Genomic DNA, 20,267 nt, shown 5'->3' with positions numbered 1-20,267 from the left:
AAAAAGCTTAAAAAAAGACGAAATTCATGTTTTGACGTTGCATCAAATCGTTCCAAAATGATCTTTCCCTATTCTGAATTCGACGAATGTGTTTGGTGTCGGGCTATTTGATGAGGTGAAGTAGCGGAACGATATCATCTTACATCTTAACCCGAAACTTGTACATCAAGTCCGGCTGCTTTCACACGGCTGGCAATTTGATTCAGTTGTTCCAACGATACTTTTTCCAATCCTTCAGCGGGCGTATCGCGGGCAACGGTATAAATCATAACCTGTTTGGGTTGAATGTCGTTCAGAACTTTTAGCCAGGCCGACAATTCTTCCTCGGTGGTGTTGTCTACGGTTTGTCCTTTGAATGTACCTCGCAAAAACATGGTTTGAATGATGGCATGCCGCCCAAATCGCTTCAGCTGTTCAATGGTTCGCCCAAGATCAAAGGAGCCAACCGGGCAGTCGAGTAATTCAACCGTTTCCGGAATCGCCGAATCCAGTTTCAGGATGTTATCTTTTATTTTGAGGAGCGCTTGAAAGACGGGCTCCCGATGAATCATGGTGGAATTGGAAAGTACAGCAATGCGGCAGTTGGGAGCAAACTGATTGCGCAAGGCTATGGTGTCGTCAATAATCTCCGGGAACCTGGGGTGAAGTGTGGGCTCGCCATTTCCGGCAAAAGTAATTACATCGGGCAATTGCCCTTCCTTTAGCATGTTTTTTAGCTTTTGTTCCAAACGGTCGGCAACCAACTCGCGACTTGGCAATTCGGCTTTCTTTTCGCGCTTTTCGGGGTTCCAGCCACACTCACAGTAAATGCAATCGAACGAGCACACTTTGCTGTCGGTAGGTAGCAGGTTTATGCCAAGCGAAACCCCCAACCGACGACTTTTTACCGGGCCAAAAATAACTTCATCAAACAGAAAGGTTGCCATGCTGTAATTTTTCAGCGAAAATACGGATTTAAAGTTTGGGTTTGAAATCTTGCCCAAAGAATTGAACCCAAACAATGGTCATGTTGGATCATCTAATTAAAATAATTTTGACATTCTTGTTTCTTGCATAATAATCGTCCTTTGTAACCCGTCAATTTTGCTTTACAATGCTCGTTTTTTGCTAAACTCTAATATGAAAAAGCTACTGTTATATTAGAATAAACTAAGTGCTTGTAGTTATAAATTTTGTATTCGCCATGAAATGTTTTTTTATATCTTGCAACAAGTTTAGCATAAAACGCTCGAATCAACAACATTTAAGCCGAATCATGTCAAAGTCAGTTAGAACCAAAAAGAACAATAAGATTGACAAAAAAGTATGGGACAAAATCTTCATAATTGTCTACATTTTGATACTCGTAGTATCTTTTTTCAAAACCTACGATCGTGTTTTTGATAAAAAAATTAATCTTGGAGGAGATAATGCTGCCTATTATATTTTAGGTAACGCAATCGAAAGCGGACAAGGCTTCACCAACATTCATACAAAAGAGAAAGTAGCACACAACCATTTTCCACCGGGTTATCCAGCAGTTATAGCAGCGGTATCAACCATTTTTACCAACGATATTCTATTTATTAAGAAAGTAAACGGTTTCTTTCTGCTTGCATCAATCGGACTGCTGTTTTTAATACTGTATCAGCTTTCAGGCAGCATTCATGTTGCCTTTATCACCAGTTTGATTTCCTTATTGAATTATCACCTGTTGAGCTATTCGGTTATCATGATGAGTGAGATTCCCTTTCTGTTCTTTTCACTACTTTCAATTTGGCTGGTTACAAAACTCAATCTGGATAAAGTATTTTATAAGAATCCCTTATTTCTGCTGCTTCTGGTCACTATCCCTATCACGTATTATATTCGGTCAACTGGATTAGCTTTAGTAATTGGTATTGTTGCATATTTGGCCTTTAAAAAGAAATGGGCCTATATTGCAACGCTGGTTCTTGGGTTTTTGCTGTCCATTCTACCCTGGTATCTGAGAAACATGCAGCTAGGCGGCAATGCCTATGCGAAACAATTAATTCGGAAAAATCCTTATCGCCCGGAGCTTGGACAGATGGAATTTGGAGATTGGTTCACAAGATTCTGGCACAATCTGGAGCGCTATATCACACGTGAAATTCCATCAGGGACATTCAATTTTATACCAAATGCAAACTACAAAGAGGCCATCTCAAGCACCGAATGGATGATCGGGCTTGTTCTAGTCGCCTTCATGTTATTTGGACTTTTTCGAACGAAGAAGTACTTCAACCTCATTTTCTTCTATCTTGCTTCCTACTTCGGGATTTTGCTTTTGTGGCCAGAAGTTTGGTACGGGGTTCGGTTTATGCTTCCACTAATTCCTCTGTTTACCTTTTTATTTATTCATGGCATCATTGAATTGCTGACGCTGACTGCTCAAAAATTCTTAAAACTGAAAAGGCCACAGGTTGTCCAAATAGCGGTTGTTATTCTTATTCTGATCAGCAGTAGTTCATATGCTTCAAAAGCTGTTGATTTATTGGAAAAGAAAGCGAAAAGCAAATATCCGGACAAGTATAAAAACTATTTCGAACTTGCTGAATGGGTTAAAGCAAATGCACCAGATAGTTCAGTAACCTGCTGCCGCAAAGGACAGTTGTTTTTTCTTTTTTCGAACAAATATGTTACCGGCTACAAAAACACGCTAGACACCGAGGAACAAATTGAGTTTTTGAAAAGTAAAGGTACCGACTATGTCATTTTAGATCAACTCGGCTATTCTTCAACAGGACGCTACCTGCTTCCTGCGATAAAAAAATACCCGTTGAAATTCAAAGTGATAAAACAAGTAAAAAAACCGGATACTTACTTAATGAAATTTCAACCGGAACAGGGTTATTGGGGCGAATGGAAGGATGACAAACGAGAAGGGAAAGGGACTTTTGTTTGGGAAAACGAACAACGATTTGTTGGAGAATTTAAAAACAATTTGAGAAACGGCAAGGGCATACTCTTCTACCCAAACGGCAATCAACTTGAAGGAACGTGGGTGAATGACACGCTTGATGGAGCCGTTACTTTAAAGTCGAAAGATGGTAAAATAATCGAACAGAGTATTTTTGAGAATAATCAGAAAGTACGGGTTCTCAACCAGAAATAAAACATATTCGTTCTTCCCCGTCTAAAATGACATGGGGTACATTAAATCGCTAAAAAAATCCGGGTTGATATCAGCCCGGATTTTCTTCTATCTTTCGATTTGCTAGATACCAAAACTGGCCTTTATCTGATCAATATAGTCGAGTTTTTCCCAGGTAAATAGTTCCACTTCCTTCTCGATCTTTCCTAAATACGGAGACTCAAATGTTTTTACCTTAATCTCTGGAGTGCGTCCCATATGCCCATAGGCTGCTGTTTCCTGATAAATCGGGTTACGCAATTTCAAGCGTTGCTCGATCGCTGCCGGCCGCAGGTCAAAAATTTCCTTTACCTTTTGGGCAATGGTACCATCATCTAATTGCACGTTGGCTGTTCCGTAGGTATTCACAAAAATCCCTACCGGATGAGCCACTCCAATCGCATAGGCCAGCTGAACCAAAATCTCATCGGCAATCCCGGCTGCCACCAGGTTTTTAGCCATATGGCGCGAAGCATAAGCTGCAGAACGGTCAACTTTTGAGGGATCCTTACCCGAGAAAGCACCACCGCCGTGTGCCCCTTTACCACCATAAGTATCCACAATAATTTTGCGCCCGGTTAGTCCGGTATCGCCATGAGGACCTCCAATTACGAACTTACCGGTTGGGTTGACATGGTAAATAATGTCGTTGCCAAACAGCGCTTTCACCCGCTCAGGCAATTGAGCAATTACACGCGGCATCAGGATACTGATCACATCTTCCTTGATTTTTGCCAACATCGGTTCGTCTTCGTCAAACTCATCATGCTGAGTTGAAACGACGATGGTATCCACCCGTTTTGGTGAGTTATCATCGTTGTATTCGATGGTGACCTGCGATTTTGAATCGGGGCGCAAATAGGTCATGTCCTTTCCGTTGCGACGGACAGCAGCCAATTCCTTCAAAATGCGGTGTGATAGCTCCAGTGCAAGCGGCATGTAATCGTCTGTTTCTTTGCTGGCATAACCAAACATCATGCCCTGGTCGCCAGCTCCCTGGTCCATCTTATCTGTTTTATCAACTCCACGATTAATATCCGGGCTTTGCTCATGTATTGCAGTTAACACCCCACATGAATCCCCGTCGAAGCGATAGGCTGCCTTGGTGTAACCAATCTGGTTGATCACTTTTCGGGCAGTTTCCTGCACGTCAACATAGGTTTTCGATTTTACCTCGCCGGCCAATACAACCTGTCCGGTAGTTACCAGGGTTTCGATGGCCACTTTCGAATCCGGATCAAAAGCCAGAAATTCATCCAACAAGGCATCTGAAATCTGGTCAGAAACTTTATCCGGGTGTCCCTCGGATACCGATTCACTTGTAAATAAATAACTCATATTTTTAAGTCTATTAAATAAACAATTGTAAGCTCAGGCAAAACTGCCGGGCTAATAGTTACCTGTGAAATAAGATGGAGATTGAATGAATGCGGTCGTGTTAAAGCGATTGCTTTAGCATTTTTTTAACGTGGTTGCAATCAATCTCAAATTTTTCCACTAGGCTGGCTACAAATGTACAATCTTTTTTTCGGATACAAAACAAGCCGGATTCAACAGGCTACGCGGGCTTTTCCCCTCTCTTCCAGAAGAGAGGGGACGAGTTCAGAGCAATCCGAAAGGATTGAGATGAATTCAGGGGAGAGTCTGACATGCAGCATCGCCCCGGCTTTTCGCTTTCTGAAATCCCAAAAGCAACGGATCGACGATTAAAAACTTCAAGCAGGTAGATTTCGGTTAAATGGGATGATGAACCCATGTCAATTAAGTCAGGATGGTAAATACAAACTAACAGAGTACTCTATCCGGTACTTGTTCGGATTCAATAAAAATGAACTAATCATCCATCCCGGGAGTTAGTAGTGTTGAAACCAAAAAACAAATTGAATGAAGTATTTCGTAAAAATAAACGATGTAAAATCGACCGGGGAGCTGGAAGGGGCCTGGAATAATGACGACTATAAGGAATTGCTGATAAGATTTGAGTATCCTGATTCGGATCAATTAAAACCAGCAGAATTGGAGGAATACCTTTTTATGGCCATTTCCGACTTTGAACCAAACGAAGCGGCTGCCATTCTGCTTGACTACAAACTTTCGGATGTCCTCGCCGAAGGACAGATTGATAATCTTTCGCACGAAATGCTACGGGTAAAAGTCTTTGAAAATTATTCGGAGATTGATCTTCACCACGATTTATTCAACATTAACCAGTTGCTTTACAAGGCCTACAACGGAAAGTTCCCACAGGGCAAGGTAAACATCATCCAATTCGAAATTACGGGTCAAAACAATGACCCGGAGGAGATCACAAAAGAAACCGCATTGAAAGCACTAAGTTATGGTCTTTCAGAAAGCAATTTACTTAACCGCTTACTAGGCGACCAACTGGAGGGCCGGACATCCTTTCCGGAGGCTGACGGAATTGTGTGGGACTTACAAAACAAGGGAGATCATGTTTATTCGATGACGATTTCAGAAAAATGGCTGTCCAAAAATGATTTCACAAAAACAGAATATGAATGCACTGTGCAGCCGTTTGTAGACCCCGATGAAGAAGAATAAACCGCAATAAGAACAAGACGATAGCTAGTAGACTTTAGATCCAAGAATAAAGAACCAAGAGCCAAGACGGTGAGATAGCAGTAATCTGTTTCGGACAATACTGGAGCAAGTCGCCAGCAGATCCTGAAACGAGTTCAGGAAGACGAGCATTCAAATGGGACAGTTAAGTCCCCCACTTCGCCATTAGGAGAAAAGGAACTGGGGTTTTGGGCAACACCCCAACACCTGCAAAAGAAATGGAGCTGGCCTCCTTTCGAACTTTAGCTTTCTTGAATGGTTTAAACGACTATCGGGCTGAAATTCAAGTTCGATTGATTTAACCGATTGGCTGTATGCTACAAATTGCAACTTTTGTTTTGTTCACTTTAATAATGAATCCTATGGTACTGGTTGACTTTTCGGTTTCGGAAAACAACGATTTACAAGCGTGGTTTGTGGTAAACGATGGCGTCATGGGTGGGCGGTCAGCATCAACCTTCGACTTAAATGCCGATGGAAACGGACTGTTTAAAGGAACCGTTTCCCTGGAGAACAGCGGCGGGTTTGCATCGGTGCATTACCGTTTCGACCCACTGGAAATAGGGAATGCAAAAACACTGGTTTTGTACTTAAAAGGCGATGGCAAAAGATACCAGGCACGAATTTATGCCAATACCAGCGATCGGTATTCTTACATCGCCTATTTTGAAACATCGGGAGAATGGCAAACCATCGAAATTCCCTTGGCAAGTATGTATCCTTCGTTCCGGGGACGCAAGTTGGATCAGCCAAATTTTGCTGCTACACGTATCGAAGAAATTGCCTTGCTAATCGGCAACAAAAAGGCCGAAAGTTTTCAATTGGAGATGAAGAAGATCCTAATGAAATAAGCAGTATCGAATTGCAAGCAAAAAAGAAAACGGATTGGCACTCCACCTCATCCGGAATATCGGTTATTCTACCTCAAACACTTCGAGCGACCAACGATCCCGATAGGCCTCATTGGCATTGCGCCTGAGGGCATACAATTCTTTTCCCTGGCTGTTGACAAACACATACCACACCTCGAGCTCTGCTTCGCTGAGGTTCCCGAACTCATCCACTTCGTAAGGCGAGAGAGGGTAGCTGTTTAACCGGTTCAGGTTGGTCGCATCAAATTGCTCAATAAGCCCTGTTTCCTGCTGACTGTAGTTTTTATAGACTGACGTTCCTTCTGCGACAAACAAACTGTTGGTTGATTCTGATTCGTCGAACGAACTAATGAAATTCATTCGCGTGTTCAGCTCGCCGTAAAGATCGAAAGTTGCAATCGGCTCCCATTTTGTGGTATAGGCCGGTATAAAATAGACTTTCCCCCGCGTGGTCAGCATGTGTTGGCCGTTTTGCATGGGCCAGAAACGTTGCAGGTCTTCATGCCAATACGCGATGGTGTCCTTCGGCAAGCCCTGGCTGATATCAAAGAGCAAGACACCGGTGGGCGACACCGATGTGCGGCTCGCTAACAGATAGGGCTGATCCTTAACCCTCATGAGCCACGTTCCGCCATAAAAATGGTGCGACGGATGACTACTTGACTGCGTTATTTCACCCGTTTCCAGGTTCAGGTTGCGAAGGTTATCGAAGTCGCTGCCCGATGGCGAAATGTAACACCAGCCATTGTCACCTGCTGCCAGGTCGAAGGGAACACAGTTTAGCGTGTAGGTTTTTTCTAGGGACAACGCCTGAATGTTAACCACTGAAAGATAGGCGACCGTGTAGCCTACCAATAGTTTCCCATCCGGTGTCAGCTCCAGGCATTGGGGGCTTTTATCCAGTTCCATGGTTGAAGGAAGATCGAGTTGGGTATTGCGTATGAGCAACTGGTTTGGACTTTTCGTGGCAATCACCAGTAAATCGCCGCTTTTATCATACAAGGCATCCGTAACGATTCCCTTTATTGGCGAAACCCGACCATTATTGGCGATAGGAGGTTCCTGTCCGCCATTGCCATTTCCCCCGTTACCGATGGTATCGGTGGATTGATCAAAATGGCCATACAACACTTCAACCTGGTAGTAGCCAACATCTTCCACCATGATCTCCAGCCACCCGGAATAGTAGTCATCGCCGGTTTGGTATTCCGGCTGGCTCATCGTGTAGAGCAAGGGAATGGCTCCACCCGAAAAGCGGCCCTGCATGGGCTCAATATCCATCCACTTCGGGTGAGTACGAATGTAATAGTGACGATCGCCTGCTTCGGGAAGGTGGAACGAGATCGATCCTTGTGGTTGTTGCGACGAAATAACCAGCGGCTCATTGATCGTGTAGTAGATCAGTTCGTCGTTTTTCAGAAAGTCGTTGTTGCAGCTTCCGGCCAACAAGGCCAGAATGACAATTAAAAAGAAACGGGTTAATGATTTCATCCTTGGGCAGTTTAAAAGTAATAACGAAGGCCGGCTGACAGATCAAACGACGAGATACTTTGAATTTCTTCATCCTCCAGCTCGTACGTGCCGGTGCTGGTGCCGTTGTCGTATTTCACCTTGCTGAGGCTGGACACAAATGTACTCAGACTGATACCTACCGACAGGCGGGGTGCCACAAAGTATTCCAGTCCCAGTTCCGAAAGGCCGCCAAAAGCCTTACCGGTCATCAGCACGTTGGTCTCCAGCAGGGTGGCTTCATCTCGGTAGATGGCTATTCCCAGGGAGATAGATCCCGAGAAACGCAGCTGGTGATCGCGCGACAACGAATACTCGGTGTACAGCGAAGGCCCCACAAAATTGACGTACATCGTTTCCTTCAGCGGACCATGATACAGGGTCACGCCATCCTGCGGATCAAAGGTAGCCCAAACATCCGCTGTCGACTTGAAGAAGCGATACTGCAAACCCACCGCCAGATCCTGCTGCAGGTAGTAGTGGAGGGAGGCCGACGACTGCCATCCCCACAGGATTTGGTCGAAGTAATCGTCAATCTCAGCCTGCCGCAGCCCCTGCATTCTGAGGCTTTCCCGCCCGGGGTCGGTGTCGCCCAGCATATAGCCTAAGCCGCCCGAGGCAGCCACCCGCCAGCGGTAGGGCTCCCGGTTGACAATTTCACCAATCTTGCTCCCTTCTTCATAAATGACTTCTCTGGCTTCCGAGCGGTTAATTTTTCCTTTTGTTTTTACCCCGTTTTGTTCAACGGTGAAGCGGATATGGTGTGCATTTTGTGCCGTGATGGTACAGGAAATAGTATCCTTTTTCCAGGTAACAATGCGGTCCTGGGCTTGCCCCGGAAACGCAAGAAATAGCAACAAAACCAGTAAGAACAAGCTGGTGTGTTTCATGACATAAGTTGTTGTTGGTTAAACATTCGTGCGCTCAAATATAAGAAAAGATGGATCGGTTGATGCAGCCGCTGCTATTTTTTTTATGTTATTCGGAATTAGTCTGAATTAATCGACTACAGGAGCCCGATTATCCTGCTCAATCGGGTGTTGACAGCCAGATCGAGCCAACGAATAACAGCATCCTGCCAACCCGCCCGTAAAAACTTCACTATCTTTAGAACATGGATGTGCATGATCCCAAAACCAGAAGCTATAACATGAGCCGCATCAAGGGAAAAGATACCAAACCCGAAATGTTGGTGCGGAAATACCTTTTTGCCAAAGGCTTTCGGTATCGGTTGCATGTCAAAGACCTCCCCGGAAAGCCAGACATTGTACTACCCAAATACAAAACCGTCATCTTTGTCAATGGCTGCTTCTGGCATGGACACAAAGGTTGCCGCTACTTTACCCTCCCTAAAACCAATACTGAATGGTGGCTCAATAAAATTAAAGACACCCAGCGCCGCGACAAGGAAAAAGAAATAGAATTGAATGTAGCCGGTTGGCGGGTGATCATTGTTTGGGAGTGTGAGCTGAAAACTGAGCAGCGCCAAGAAAGCCTCCATAAATTAATCTGTCAAATCAAAGAGCGCTGAATTTGAACAGCTTTTTTTTGCTTACGGGTTTAAAATCCTATGTTCATGTGCAATAATTTGAAAAATGTAAAATGTGACTCATAGTCGGTTGACTAAAAAGTCACACTCTCCTACCTTCATCAACCATGAAAGCACAGGAAGTTTTTGGAAGAAAAATCCGATTTCACCGCAACCAATTGGGTCTGTCTCAGGAAGAACTGGCATTTAAGGCCGGGCTTGACAGAACCTACATTGCGAGTGTTGAAAATGGCAAGCGCAATGTTTCCATTGAAACAATTCATAAATTTCTTTCGGCTTTGCAAATTTCTTTCAGTGATTTTTTCGCTGATGTTAAAGAACTCTAACAGACCAAATGTCAATACCAGTTATCGATATTTTTGCAGGCCCGGGAGGACTTGGAGAGGGATTTTCCAATGTTTTGGATAAAAAAGGGAAACGAATCTTTAAAATAAAGTTGTCCATTGAGATGGATGAGTTTGCCCATAAAACGCTTGAGCTACGTAGTTTCTACCGACAGTTTCCGGCTGGGGAAGCACCAGAAGAATATTACAACTTCATCAGAAACTATAAGCCCTCACAGGACAAAATACTGCGAGAGGAACTGTTCGCAAAATTCCCGGAACAAAAAGCCAAAATAAAAGAGGAAGCATGGCAATGCACTTTAGGTGATGAGCAGTTTCCTCCTGAATTAGTGGATGCCCGGATCAAAAAAGCTTTGGGGAGAAATAAGGATTGGTTGTTAATCGGTGGCCCTCCTTGTCAGGCCTATTCGCTCGTTGGCAGATCGAGAAACAGAGGATTATCAGAAGACGATCACCGGGTTTTTCTTTATCGCGAATACCTTCGCATCATCGCCGTCCATCATCCCGCCGTTTTTGTAATGGAAAACGTGAAAGGGTTGTTGTCGGCGAAACTGGATGGTGACCGGATTTTTGAATGGATAAAAAAAGACTTGAAAAATCCGGGAAATCTTTTTCCAGGAAAGAATGCTCCAAGATACAGAATCTACTCCTTTGTTAAACCACCCGATGATTATGAAGGTGACGATCCGATTTATTTCAAAGATGAAGATTATCTGATAAGAACTGAAAGTTATGGGGTGCCACAAAACCGGCATCGGGTGATAATTTTAGGTATCCGGGAAGATTTGGGTGAAATTAGTTACGATCCACTGGAAAAAATGGATCACGTTAAACTAAAAGATGTCATTGGAGAATTACCAAAATTAAGAAGCGGTATTGGAAGAGAAATAGCCGGGAGTAAGCCGAACGGAAAGAATATCTACAAAAAAATAGAGGACAGCGAAGCCGCTTGGGATGGCATTGTTGTTGAAAGTTTACGAAAGGTTGAAAAAGAATTGGGTACGAAAACCATTACCTTGGAAAAGCTGAATGGTTTAACCACGGGCGAAAATTTTAAAAAGGTTGTTCTTTTGGAACCCAAGAACCCGCTTCGAGAGTGGTATCATGATGCCCGTTTGAGGGGTATTTTAAACCACGAAACCCGAACCCACCTGAAAGAAGATTTGGGACGATACTTGTTTTCATCCCTTTATCTGCAATTGAATAAAGATTTTCCAAAGCTCAGGGACTATCCGGAGTGGCTACTTCCAAACCATAAAAATGCTGCAGGCGGGAAATTTGCTGACCGTTTCCGAACCCAACGTCCCGATCAACCTGCAACAACAGTTACGAGCCATATATCAAAAGATGGGCATTATTTTATTCATTATGACCCTGCTCAATGCCGCAGCTTAACGGTTCGGGAAGCAGCACGAATTCAGACTTTCCCGGATAATTATTTTTTCTGTGGACCAAGAACCCAACAATACCATCAGGTGGGGAATGCTGTTCCTCCTTATCTAGCTAAACAGCTAGGGGAGATAGTCAAACTGATTTTACTATAAATACAACCATGAACTCAACTAACTACCAGACAACTAAAGCAGAACCAGACGCAAGTTCTATGATTGAGACTTTCCGGGCAATTGGCTATTCAATGGAAACAGCAATTGCGGACATAATGGATAATTCTATATCCGCCGGGGCAAAGAATATATGGCTAAACTATGATTGGAAAGGAGAAAACACAATAATCCGAATAAAAGATGATGGATACGGTATGAATGGCGAAGAATTAATTCAAGCCATGAGACCAGGTAGTCGACACCCGCTAGAAGAAAGGTCCTCGAAAGACCTAGGAAGATTTGGACTTGGATTGAAAACAGCATCCTTTTCTCAAACAAGGAAGTTTTCGGTTTTATCAAAAAAAGAGGGTTACAATCCAGTTTATTGGGCATGGGATTTAGATCATGTTAATAAGGTCAGTTCTTGGGAATTAATCCAATATATACCTAGTTCTGATCTATTTCCTGAAATTGAATCAATGAACTCAGGTACGTCAGTAATTTGGTATTGTCTTGACAGAACATTAAAAGGAACGGTATCTGATGATAAAGAGGCAATGGGGAAATTTATGGAAATTATGGAAAAGGTGAAATTTCACTTAGAAATGGTCTTTCATAGATTCATTGAGCAAGGTAAAATTATCATTTGGGTTCAAGACAGAAAAGTGGAAGCTTGGGATCCTTTTTTAAAAGGGAAAAAGGGGCTGCAAATATCTTCGGAAGAATTCTTTGGAGACAACATGGTAAATGTTAAAGGTTATGTATTACCCCATAAAAGCAAATTAACTGAGCAAGAATTTAAAAGAGCAGCTGGACCCAAGGGGTGGAATGAACAGCAAGGGTTTTATATATATCGGAATCAAAGATTATTAGTAGCAGGAGATTGGTTAGGAATGTTTCAGAAAGAAGAACACAACAAACTATGCCGAATACTAATTGATTTACCCAACACAATAGATGATAAATGGCAAATAGATATTAAAAAATCTGTTGCCCGCCCTCCAATAAAGGTGCGCAGCCAATTAAAAGCATATGCAAAGAGTACAAGAAGCAATGCTGTGGAAGTTTATCGGTATAAAGGTAAAGTTCTTAAACGTAAATATAAAAGCACATTCATACCTGTTTGGCAAGACGAGAAAAGACGTGGTAAACTTTGTTATAAAATAAATAGAGAACACCCTGTAATTAGTAGCCTTACAGACAATCCTACGAAAGTAGAATTAAATAGACTTCTCCATTTGTTAGAGGAAACGGTACCTATCTCTTCAATTACTATTAAAGAAGCTCTTGATAAGGAAAACTATATAACTCCTTTTGAAAATATCGGGCATAATCAACTAAAAGAGATGATATCAGAAATGGTAACGCAGCTCACTTTACAAGGAAAATCATTAGAGGATGCTACTTCCATTATTTTAACAATTGAACCATTCGATCAATATCCAGAATATGTATGCAAATTAATTGACCATATATGATAAGTGACGCCATAAAACAAGCCCAGTTTTTAATTCGATTAAAGTCAAAAGGTGATTTTTTAACACCTGATACACTAGAAAGTGTAGCATTGGATACTTTGAAAATTTTCCCTGATGTCGATAAAGAGTTATTGAAAAAGCATTTGATGCACCAATATTCAATTTTTCAGGAAAAATCAGAAACAATAACTAAAGATTATACCCCATGGATTAAACAAACAAAATCAGAGATTTCTTTGAACTTCTGGCCTCGTTATCAGCAATATCTAGAGGAATATAAAAATTTTCCAACTAAAACTTTACTTGAAATTGATAATACCACTGATGATACTCTGGATCATTTACATAACCCTAGGTCAAAAGATAATTTTGATAAAAGAGGGATGGTAGTCGGACATGTTCAGTCTGGAAAAACTGCAAATTTTTCAGGGTTAATTTGTAAAGCTGCGGATGTTGGATATAAATTTATTATTGTTCTGGCTGGAATTCATAATAGCCTTAGGGCTCAGACTCAGGTAAGAATTGATGAAAGTGTTCTGGGGTATGACAATCAACATTACAAGACCAACAAGGAGATGAAGTATGTTGGAGTAGGTAATTTTATTGAAAGCCGATCAAAAGCCGTAGCTCATTCAATTACAACCTCTCAAAGTGATTTTAATACTACGACTGCAAATTCAATAGGGATCAATTTTGATACTAATGAGCCAATTATTGCTGTAGTTAAAAAGAATGCTTCGATATTGCAAAAACTTACACAGTGGTTAGAATCACAAGCTACAGAAATAGAAGATGGCAAGAAACTAATATCAAACAAACCACTTTTAATAATCGATGATGAGGCTGACAATGCATCATTAAATACAAACAAGGAAGATTTAGACCCTACGCGTATTAATAGCCAAATTAGAAATATACTTAAGCTATTTAAGAAAAAATCCTATGTAGGTTATACTGCAACTCCTTTTGCAAATGTATTTGTACAACTAAATGAAGATGATTTATTTCCTCGAAACTTTATTACAAACTTAAAGGCTCCATCTAACTATATTGGACCTGATAAGATATTTGGTTTTGAATCTGATAGTTATGACGAAAGGAGTACTTTATCTATTATAAACAAGATTTCTGATTACGAAGATTTACTACCTGACGGTCACAAAAAAGAAGACCCGTTACCCAATATTTTACCTACATCACTTAAAACAGCGATTAAATGTTTCATTATAACATGTGCAATAAGACGTTGCAGAGGTCAGGTAGATGTGCACAACTCAATGCTAGTGCATGTTTCAAGGTTTCAGATTTGGCAATCGAAAGTTAAGGAGCTTGTTGAGGAAGAATTTAATTTTTACAGAAGAGGTATTGAGCAGAATAATAAAGACGTATTAGATGAAATAAGGCGAGCTTTCGAACTCGACGGGAATGGTTATAAGTCATATAGAACTGTAACAAATGAGATTTTAGAGTCAGAATTAAGAGAAATTGACCCATATATTGAAACCGTTGACTGGCTAGAAGTTGAGAAAGAGTTACATCCTGCAGCAACTAAAATATTAGTAAAAGAGATACATGGAGGTGCAAAGGATACCTTAGATTATTTCGATAATTGTGGGGTGTCAGTTATTGCTATTGGAGGTAACAAATTATCTCGAGGTTTAACATTAGAAGGACTTTCGATAAGTTATTACTTACGGTCTTCAAAAATGTATGACACCCTAATGCAAATGGGGCGTTGGTTCGGTTACCGCCCGGGCTATGTGGATTTGTGCAGATTGTTTACTGCCGAGCATTTGGTAAACTGGTTTAGCCACATAACAAAGGCTTCGGAAGAGTTAAGAAGGGAATTTAATTATATGACGAAGGTCGCTGGTTCAACACCTGAACAATATGCTTTAAGGGTTAGAACTCACCCTGAAAATGTTTTACAGATTTCAGCACGTAACAAAATTCGCAAAGCAATTCAAGTCGAGTTGAGTTGGGCTGGTCGCTTGATTCAGTCATACGAATTAGAGAAAAACTCGAATACCATTTTGAATAATTTTAATGCATATGAAAAATTTGTTAGCAAGTTAGGGGATCAATACACTTTATCCGGGAACAATAAGGTGTGGTACAATATACCTGCTTCAGATATAAGAGAATTTCTGCACAACTTTAAGGTACCCCCCGGTGTGCTATCATCCTCTCCAGGAAATTTGAGTCGCTATATTGACGAGGCGAATACGCAAGGAGAGCTTACAGAATGGCGACTAGGATTAATGAGTAGGAATAAATCAAGTACGTCAAGTGACGTTGGACATCATACAATAGGTTGGTTTAGTCGTAAAAATCAAAATGAACCAAATAGTAGTGTCTACTATGTAAACAAAAGCAATATTACCTCTAGACCTGACGAGTTTATTGATATGGGTGCAACTGAAAAACAATTATACCTTGAAAAGAACATAGCCAGATGGAAAGAGTCTAGTTCTAACAAGCCAAAGCCAACAAACCCCAATGGTGAAACAGTTAGAAATGAGTTTCGAAAACCTGATAAACCGCTTATGCTTCTGTATCTCTTAAATCCTGAAGAGGCAGGGCTAACAGATGAGGTTAACCCTTTTGTGGGATTTGCCATTAGTTTTCCAGGTAGTGATAAGCTGGAATCGGTAAGTTTTGCGATTCATGCGGACCAAATACCCAACTTTGATTTTGAGGTAAAAGATGAAGACTATGAGGACGAAGATTGAAAATATCTGGGACACATTTTATGAGTCTGACTTAAAAAAATTTGGTATTCTACACAGAAGGTATTCTGTTGAGATGATTCCGGATGGTTTCATTGCAATGAGATTCCCTGATAGAACAAGGTGTATTGCATTTAGAATTTCTTGTGAAAAACAAAAAATTGATAAACTCAATGATTTAATAGAAATAAAATGTGAGATTCTTAAAGATGAAACTCAACCCGATAAGTATTTGCTTGTATTTACTCTATTGGATAATACACTGATTTCCATTTTTGCTGTATTGTGTGAAGACCTTTTCCAATCAGTTTTTCGGACTGATAAAGAGGATGAACTTATTCAAAGCCTAAAAAACAGATTTATCAAATGGAAAGAGCTGTTTTCCATAGCTAAAGGCGGAGGCTTATCTGATGAATTACAAATAGGTCTATATGGTGAGTTGACGATGTTAAAGAAATTGATAGAAGTCACACACAAAAATTCAAAAAGTCTTTCTATTTGGACTGGGCCAGAAGCCGGTATTCGTGATTTTGAGAATGGCTCATGCGCATTGGAGGTAAAAACTTCACATGGTCACAATCATCAGAAAATAAAAATAAGTTCTGAACGACAACTAGATACTAACTTACTCGACAAATTATTTCTTTTCCATTTATCATTCGAAAAACGAAATTCTTCCGAAAATACACTGAACCATCTAATAGAGAAATTATTTTCGATATTAAATGATGACGAGGAAGCGAAACAAGATTTCAAACGCAAGCTTCATCTGACAGGTTGGTTTGAACATCAAAAAGAACTTTACTCTAATACCTCATATTTTGTTCGGAATGAGAATTTTTATCATGTAGCAAACAATTTTCCACGCATTGAAGAGAATGAACTTAGAAAGGGAGTGGGAGATCTTAAGTACTCTATAATTCTTTCATCCGATACCGAACCATACACAACTAACTTGAATACCATTATCCAAAACTTTGATTTAAAATGACATTGCAATCATTTCACAAAGAATTATTACAAGAAATAAAGACAACACAGCTTGCTGAAGAAGAAGGTGGCATGCAGGAACAAATTTTCACACAAATTGCGATTGATCTCCTTTCAGAAGCTGGAGAAACTGAAAATGCCCGTTTATGTTTTGACCGTAAAGAAGACTCTTTAGGAAGAACCATGCATAAACTAAATGGCTATGCTCTTTCTGAAAACTATGAAACATTGGATTTATTTGTTTCTGGATTCAGATCGAACGACGAAATCGTAACTATTAATAAACAAGAAACTGAAACCTTGGTCAATCAAGTCGAGAAGTTTTTTAGAAATGCAGTGTATAAGGAATACGTAAACGACCTTGAAGAGTCTTCTGAAGTGTTTGACTTAGCCCACACGTTAGCTGAAGTGGAGGAGGTTAAAGAATTTTTATCTCGCGTGAATATTTATGTTCTGTCAAATGCTACTTGTAAGTCGGATATCAATTATAACAAGACCATCAGTGGGTACAGTGTTTTTATACGAGTAATTGATATTGAATATTTATTTAATCTTTCAGATCAATCCCGTGTACCTATTGAGCTAAATTTTAAAGAGTATGGTGATCTTCTTCCTTGTCTAAAAGCACCATGTAACAATGAAGATTATGAATCCTATCTAATATTAATACCAGGTACGATATTGGCCAATGTATATGAAGAATATGGTTCTCGTTTACTAGAGCAGAATGTACGTTCATTCCTTCAGTTTACCGGAAAAATTAACAAAGGGATTAGAGAGACAATAAAGACGAAACCTCATATGTTTCTGGCATATAATAACGGAATTGCTGCAACTGCTGAAAGTGTCGAAATTGTTGAAGATGGAGCCGGGCAAAAGTCAATATCCTGGGCTAAAGATTTTCAAATTGTTAATGGTGGCCAAACTACAGCCTCAATTTATCATACGTGGAAAAAAGATAAAGTGGATGTTAGTCAAATATTTGTACAAACTAAACTTACTGTCGTAAAAAAGCGAGATAATTTCGGAGACATTGTTAACCGTATCGCTGAATACGCAAATACCCAAAATAAGGTATCGGTTTCTGATTTAAGTTCCAACAAACCTTTCCATGTGGAAATGGAGAAAATATCAAGATCAGTATGGGCGCCGCCAACGAACGGCTCTAACATTCAAACCAGGTGGTTTTATGAACGTGCAAGAGGTCAATATAAAAACGCTAGGGCTAAGGAAGGATTAACGCCTAAAAGAAGAAAGGCATTCGATATGCGAAACCCTCGAAGTCAAATGCTTTCAAAAGAGTTATTGGCAAAATATGTCAACAGCTTTGGTGAAGTAACAGAGCGTGGAAAAATTGTAATAGGTCCTCACATTGTTGTACGAGGAAGTCAAAAGAATTATGCTCAGTTTCTAAATTATAACATGCCCAAAAATCCAGATAATATTTTCTTTGAAGATGCTGTAGCAAAGGCTATTGTATTTAAAGGAGCAGAAAGATTATATGGTGTAAAGCCTAATTCAATAGGGGATATGAGGTATATAACAGTTCCTTATGCAATAGCATATCTCCATCATAAAACTTCTGGGCAACTTGATATTTATAAAATATGGCTTTCCCAAACGATAAGTAAAGAGCTTGAGGAAACACTATTTGCGATTCTAGAGTACGTCGAAATATTTATTAAAAATAATGCTCCTGGATCGTTATATGGAGAATGGGCTAAAAAAGAAGAGTGCTGGGAAAAACTTAGAGAAAAAGATTTTGATGTCAATTTTGATAGTATCAAAGGTGATTTGAAGAATCAAAAAAGCCCAAAAAGAAAAAAAATCACTGAAGAAGAAATTGATCAAAAAGTTATACAACAGGAAATATCACTAATTAAATCTGTATCCTTGCAAAAGTGGTCAGAAATAAACAAGATAGGTAATAATATTAATGGTCTAACTTCGCATTTAAAAGATCGCTCACTAAATATTTTATCTACCCTTAAGCAAGGGAAAAAACTTTCTGACAAGCAAAGAGTAGATGCTTTAAAAATCATAGATGTCCTGATAAATAATATTGAAGATTTTTTCGATGATAATGATCCCTATGCCAAAGTAATGGATACTTCAGATGATGGCACTATTGTAATAAATGAAGTTAACCTGAGAAAAATTGTTGAATGGGACACCAAAGCAAAAGTTTTAACACCTAGAGAACTTCAGTATATAGCTAATTTTGCTTATCGTTTGAAAAAGCTAAACTCATTTCACAAAAAAAACATAGAGCGACACATAGACCGGTTATTGAAAGCCGGGTTTAAACTATAATCTCATTTCCTCTTCGTCATCCCGAACTTGTTTCGGAATCGTGAAGTGGAGGATTAGCAGTAAGTTGTAGATCCTGAAATAAATTCAGGAGGACGCTTTCCCTTTTTTTTGCCGTTCGGCGGAAACCACCGATGATACCTGCAAGGAATACATCAGCTATGTGGAGCTCAGCTTTTCGGGAGGAAATGGCATGGCGGTGAAGGAGTCTGACGGGTATGCGTTTTGATCGCAGGAAACACCACAGTTGTCTTCGTTTTTCTCTGGTGTTTCAGGTCGATTTGTTCCGGTTACAAACCGGAACACCCAGCGTTATTTCCTCTGTAAGCCTTGTTTCATAAGGATTTTTGCTGTTTTTGATGTTGGGGATTGTCTTTATCCCCCAGGGGCAAGGCCCGATTCCCAAGGTACTTATTGTTTTCCCCAAGGGGCGAGACATGATCCCCAAGGTACCAGGAGCAATCCCTTTGGGGCGCAAGCTTATCCCCAAGGGACGCACGATAAGTCACAAGGGGAAAAGGATGATCCCCCAAGGGCGAGAGCTTATCCCCTAAGGGTGAAACATGATCCCCTGAGTACGAAAGGCAAGTACTTGAGTTGATAACTGTTTTTTTTAGCTTTTAGCGCATAAAAAAACCGGTCCCAAAAGGGCCCGGCTTTTCATGGATCATTGGGGCATTTCCGGTGTCTGCGTTTTCCGGTCACTGTTCCTGAGTTTTTTGATCTCAAGTACCAGGTTGTTTTTCTTACCCAACAAGCCACTGATCAAATCTACCGTTGCTGAGCCATCGGTATAAGCCAGGTCCAACGTTTCATTTGCCAGCTGGGTGGCATCTTTAGCAGCTGCCATGGCTTCCCGCTGTTTGCCTTCAGCATTGTCGGCTACCTCGAGTTCTTGTTGCAATTGAGCAATTTTTGTTGCCGGGTCAAAACCCTTGTCTGTGAGCAACTGTGAGTTTTGCTCCATGATCACAATCAATTGTGATACAAAATCGCGTTTTTTACTTTCTGTCATTTTTGACATCTTTAAACGTTTTTAATAGTTGTTTGATTATTAAAATCAGGGGTCGCCTGAAAGCTTTCCACGGCACAGGCGGCCTTTTTTTAGTACCGGTTTGATTCTCCGGTAGAACCACTACCGCAGTAATGGTTGAGTAGATCTGTTTTTATTTTTTGCCCGGCAGTGCCGACTTGTTTGTCGATAGCTTTCTCTTTTCCGGTAGCTGTTA

General features: G+C 40.6%; 15 protein-coding genes. 10 read left to right on the top strand and 5 right to left on the bottom strand.

The annotated features are described in order from the left end of the window. Window positions 1-146: 146 nt before the first annotated feature. Window positions 147-926 carry a radical SAM protein gene (locus ACTB00_RS13410; RefSeq protein ID WP_463300433.1) on the bottom strand — a complete coding sequence of 260 codons (780 nt, stop codon included), beginning with the start codon at window positions 924-926 and terminating at the stop codon, window positions 147-149. Window positions 927-1,336: 410 nt separating this feature from the next. On the opposite strand from ACTB00_RS13410, the gene ACTB00_RS13405 reads away from it, so the two are divergent. Then, window positions 1,337-3,115 (top strand): hypothetical protein, encoded by a 1,779-nt coding sequence (locus ACTB00_RS13405; protein WP_463300432.1) that lies wholly within the window; start codon window positions 1,337-1,339, stop codon window positions 3,113-3,115. A 102-nt stretch (window positions 3,116-3,217) separates the two neighbouring features. Here the strand turns inward: ACTB00_RS13405 and metK are convergent, their stop codons facing one another. Continuing rightward, on the bottom strand, window positions 3,218-4,471 hold the full coding sequence (gene metK / locus ACTB00_RS13400; protein ID WP_463300431.1) for a methionine adenosyltransferase: 1,254 nt from the start codon (window positions 4,469-4,471) through the stop codon (window positions 3,218-3,220). 546 nt (window positions 4,472-5,017) lie between these two features. On the opposite strand from metK, the gene ACTB00_RS13395 reads away from it, so the two are divergent. Together ACTB00_RS13395 and ACTB00_RS13390 are read left to right on the top strand one after the other, a co-directional pair. Beyond that, window positions 5,018-5,695, top strand: coding sequence for a hypothetical protein (locus ACTB00_RS13395; protein ID WP_463300430.1), 678 nt, complete (start codon window positions 5,018-5,020; stop codon window positions 5,693-5,695). Between the two features lie 371 nt (window positions 5,696-6,066). After that, the gene (locus tag ACTB00_RS13390) at window positions 6,067-6,564 is read left to right on the top strand and encodes a CIA30 family protein (protein ID WP_463300429.1); all 498 of its coding nucleotides are present in this window, start codon (window positions 6,067-6,069) and stop codon (window positions 6,562-6,564) included. A gap of 63 nt (window positions 6,565-6,627) precedes the next feature. On the opposite strand, the gene ACTB00_RS13385 is transcribed toward ACTB00_RS13390, so the two are convergent. Next, complete coding sequence (locus ACTB00_RS13385; RefSeq protein WP_463300428.1) at window positions 6,628-8,076, bottom strand: hypothetical protein; 1,449 nt, start codon at window positions 8,074-8,076, stop codon at window positions 6,628-6,630. Window positions 8,077-8,087: 11 nt separating this feature from the next. Further along, complete coding sequence (locus ACTB00_RS13380) at window positions 8,088-8,984, bottom strand: hypothetical protein (RefSeq protein WP_463300427.1); 897 nt, start codon at window positions 8,982-8,984, stop codon at window positions 8,088-8,090. Window positions 8,985-9,208: 224 nt separating this feature from the next. Between ACTB00_RS13380 and ACTB00_RS13375 the strand changes: the two genes are divergently transcribed. From ACTB00_RS13375 to ACTB00_RS13345, 7 genes are all read left to right on the top strand, one after another. After that, a complete protein-coding gene (locus ACTB00_RS13375; protein WP_463300426.1) occupies window positions 9,209-9,625 on the top strand; it encodes a very short patch repair endonuclease in 417 nt (138 codons plus the stop codon). A gap of 125 nt (window positions 9,626-9,750) precedes the next feature. Beyond that, on the top strand, window positions 9,751-9,969 hold the full coding sequence (locus ACTB00_RS13370; protein WP_463300425.1) for a helix-turn-helix domain-containing protein: 219 nt from the start codon (window positions 9,751-9,753) through the stop codon (window positions 9,967-9,969). A gap of 8 nt (window positions 9,970-9,977) precedes the next feature. Next, window positions 9,978-11,531, top strand: a complete 1,554-nt coding sequence (locus tag ACTB00_RS13365) for a DNA cytosine methyltransferase (RefSeq protein WP_463300424.1) — start codon at window positions 9,978-9,980, stop codon at window positions 11,529-11,531. A gap of 8 nt (window positions 11,532-11,539) precedes the next feature. Beyond that, window positions 11,540-13,009, top strand: coding sequence for an ATP-binding protein (locus ACTB00_RS13360; protein WP_463300423.1), 1,470 nt, complete (start codon window positions 11,540-11,542; stop codon window positions 13,007-13,009). Next, on the top strand, window positions 13,006-15,741 hold the full coding sequence (locus ACTB00_RS13355) for a Z1 domain-containing protein (protein ID WP_463300422.1): 2,736 nt from the start codon (window positions 13,006-13,008) through the stop codon (window positions 15,739-15,741). The genes ACTB00_RS13360 and ACTB00_RS13355 overlap by 4 nt, the downstream gene beginning before the upstream one ends. Next, the gene (locus tag ACTB00_RS13350; RefSeq protein WP_463300421.1) at window positions 15,725-16,729 is read left to right on the top strand and encodes a PD-(D/E)XK motif protein; all 1,005 of its coding nucleotides are present in this window, start codon (window positions 15,725-15,727) and stop codon (window positions 16,727-16,729) included. Before ACTB00_RS13355 ends, ACTB00_RS13350 begins: the two co-directional genes overlap by 17 nt. Beyond that, the gene (locus ACTB00_RS13345; RefSeq protein ID WP_463300420.1) at window positions 16,726-19,041 is read left to right on the top strand and encodes an AIPR family protein; all 2,316 of its coding nucleotides are present in this window, start codon (window positions 16,726-16,728) and stop codon (window positions 19,039-19,041) included. Before ACTB00_RS13350 ends, ACTB00_RS13345 begins: the two co-directional genes overlap by 4 nt. 664 nt (window positions 19,042-19,705) lie before the next feature. On the opposite strand, the gene ACTB00_RS13340 is transcribed toward ACTB00_RS13345, so the two are convergent. Then, window positions 19,706-20,062, bottom strand: coding sequence for a hypothetical protein (locus tag ACTB00_RS13340; protein ID WP_463300419.1), 357 nt, complete (start codon window positions 20,060-20,062; stop codon window positions 19,706-19,708). Between the last annotated feature and the right edge of the window lie 205 nt (window positions 20,063-20,267).

It is taken from the genome of Sunxiuqinia sp. (assembly GCF_055140945.1).
The sequence above is the reverse complement of the archived record's forward strand: the minus strand, read 5'-3'. Positions and strand labels throughout refer to the sequence as shown.

Bases quoted from the DNA above. Each gene is read 5' to 3' on its own strand.
- ACTB00_RS13410 (WP_463300433.1), bottom strand. From the start codon at position 926: ATGGCAACCTTTCTGTTTGATGAAGTTATTTTTGGCCCGGTAAAAAGT.
- metK (WP_463300431.1), bottom strand. From the start codon at position 4,471: ATGAGTTATTTATTTACAAGTGAATCGGTATCCGAGGGACACCCGGAT.
- ACTB00_RS13395 (WP_463300430.1), top strand. From the start codon at position 5,018: ATGAAGTATTTCGTAAAAATAAACGATGTAAAATCGACCGGGGAGCTG.
- ACTB00_RS13390 (WP_463300429.1), top strand. From the start codon at position 6,067: ATGAATCCTATGGTACTGGTTGACTTTTCGGTTTCGGAAAACAACGAT.
- ACTB00_RS13385 (WP_463300428.1), bottom strand. From the start codon at position 8,076: ATGAAATCATTAACCCGTTTCTTTTTAATTGTCATTCTGGCCTTGTTG.
- ACTB00_RS13380 (WP_463300427.1), bottom strand. From the start codon at position 8,984: ATGAAACACACCAGCTTGTTCTTACTGGTTTTGTTGCTATTTCTTGCG.
- ACTB00_RS13375 (WP_463300426.1), top strand. From the start codon at position 9,209: ATGGATGTGCATGATCCCAAAACCAGAAGCTATAACATGAGCCGCATC.
- ACTB00_RS13370 (WP_463300425.1), top strand. From the start codon at position 9,751: ATGAAAGCACAGGAAGTTTTTGGAAGAAAAATCCGATTTCACCGCAAC.
- ACTB00_RS13365 (WP_463300424.1), top strand. From the start codon at position 9,978: ATGTCAATACCAGTTATCGATATTTTTGCAGGCCCGGGAGGACTTGGA.
- ACTB00_RS13360 (WP_463300423.1), top strand. From the start codon at position 11,540: ATGAACTCAACTAACTACCAGACAACTAAAGCAGAACCAGACGCAAGT.
- ACTB00_RS13355 (WP_463300422.1), top strand. From the start codon at position 13,006: ATGATAAGTGACGCCATAAAACAAGCCCAGTTTTTAATTCGATTAAAG.
- ACTB00_RS13350 (WP_463300421.1), top strand. From the start codon at position 15,725: ATGAGGACGAAGATTGAAAATATCTGGGACACATTTTATGAGTCTGAC.
- ACTB00_RS13345 (WP_463300420.1), top strand. From the start codon at position 16,726: ATGACATTGCAATCATTTCACAAAGAATTATTACAAGAAATAAAGACA.
- ACTB00_RS13340 (WP_463300419.1), bottom strand. From the start codon at position 20,062: ATGTCAAAAATGACAGAAAGTAAAAAACGCGATTTTGTATCACAATTG.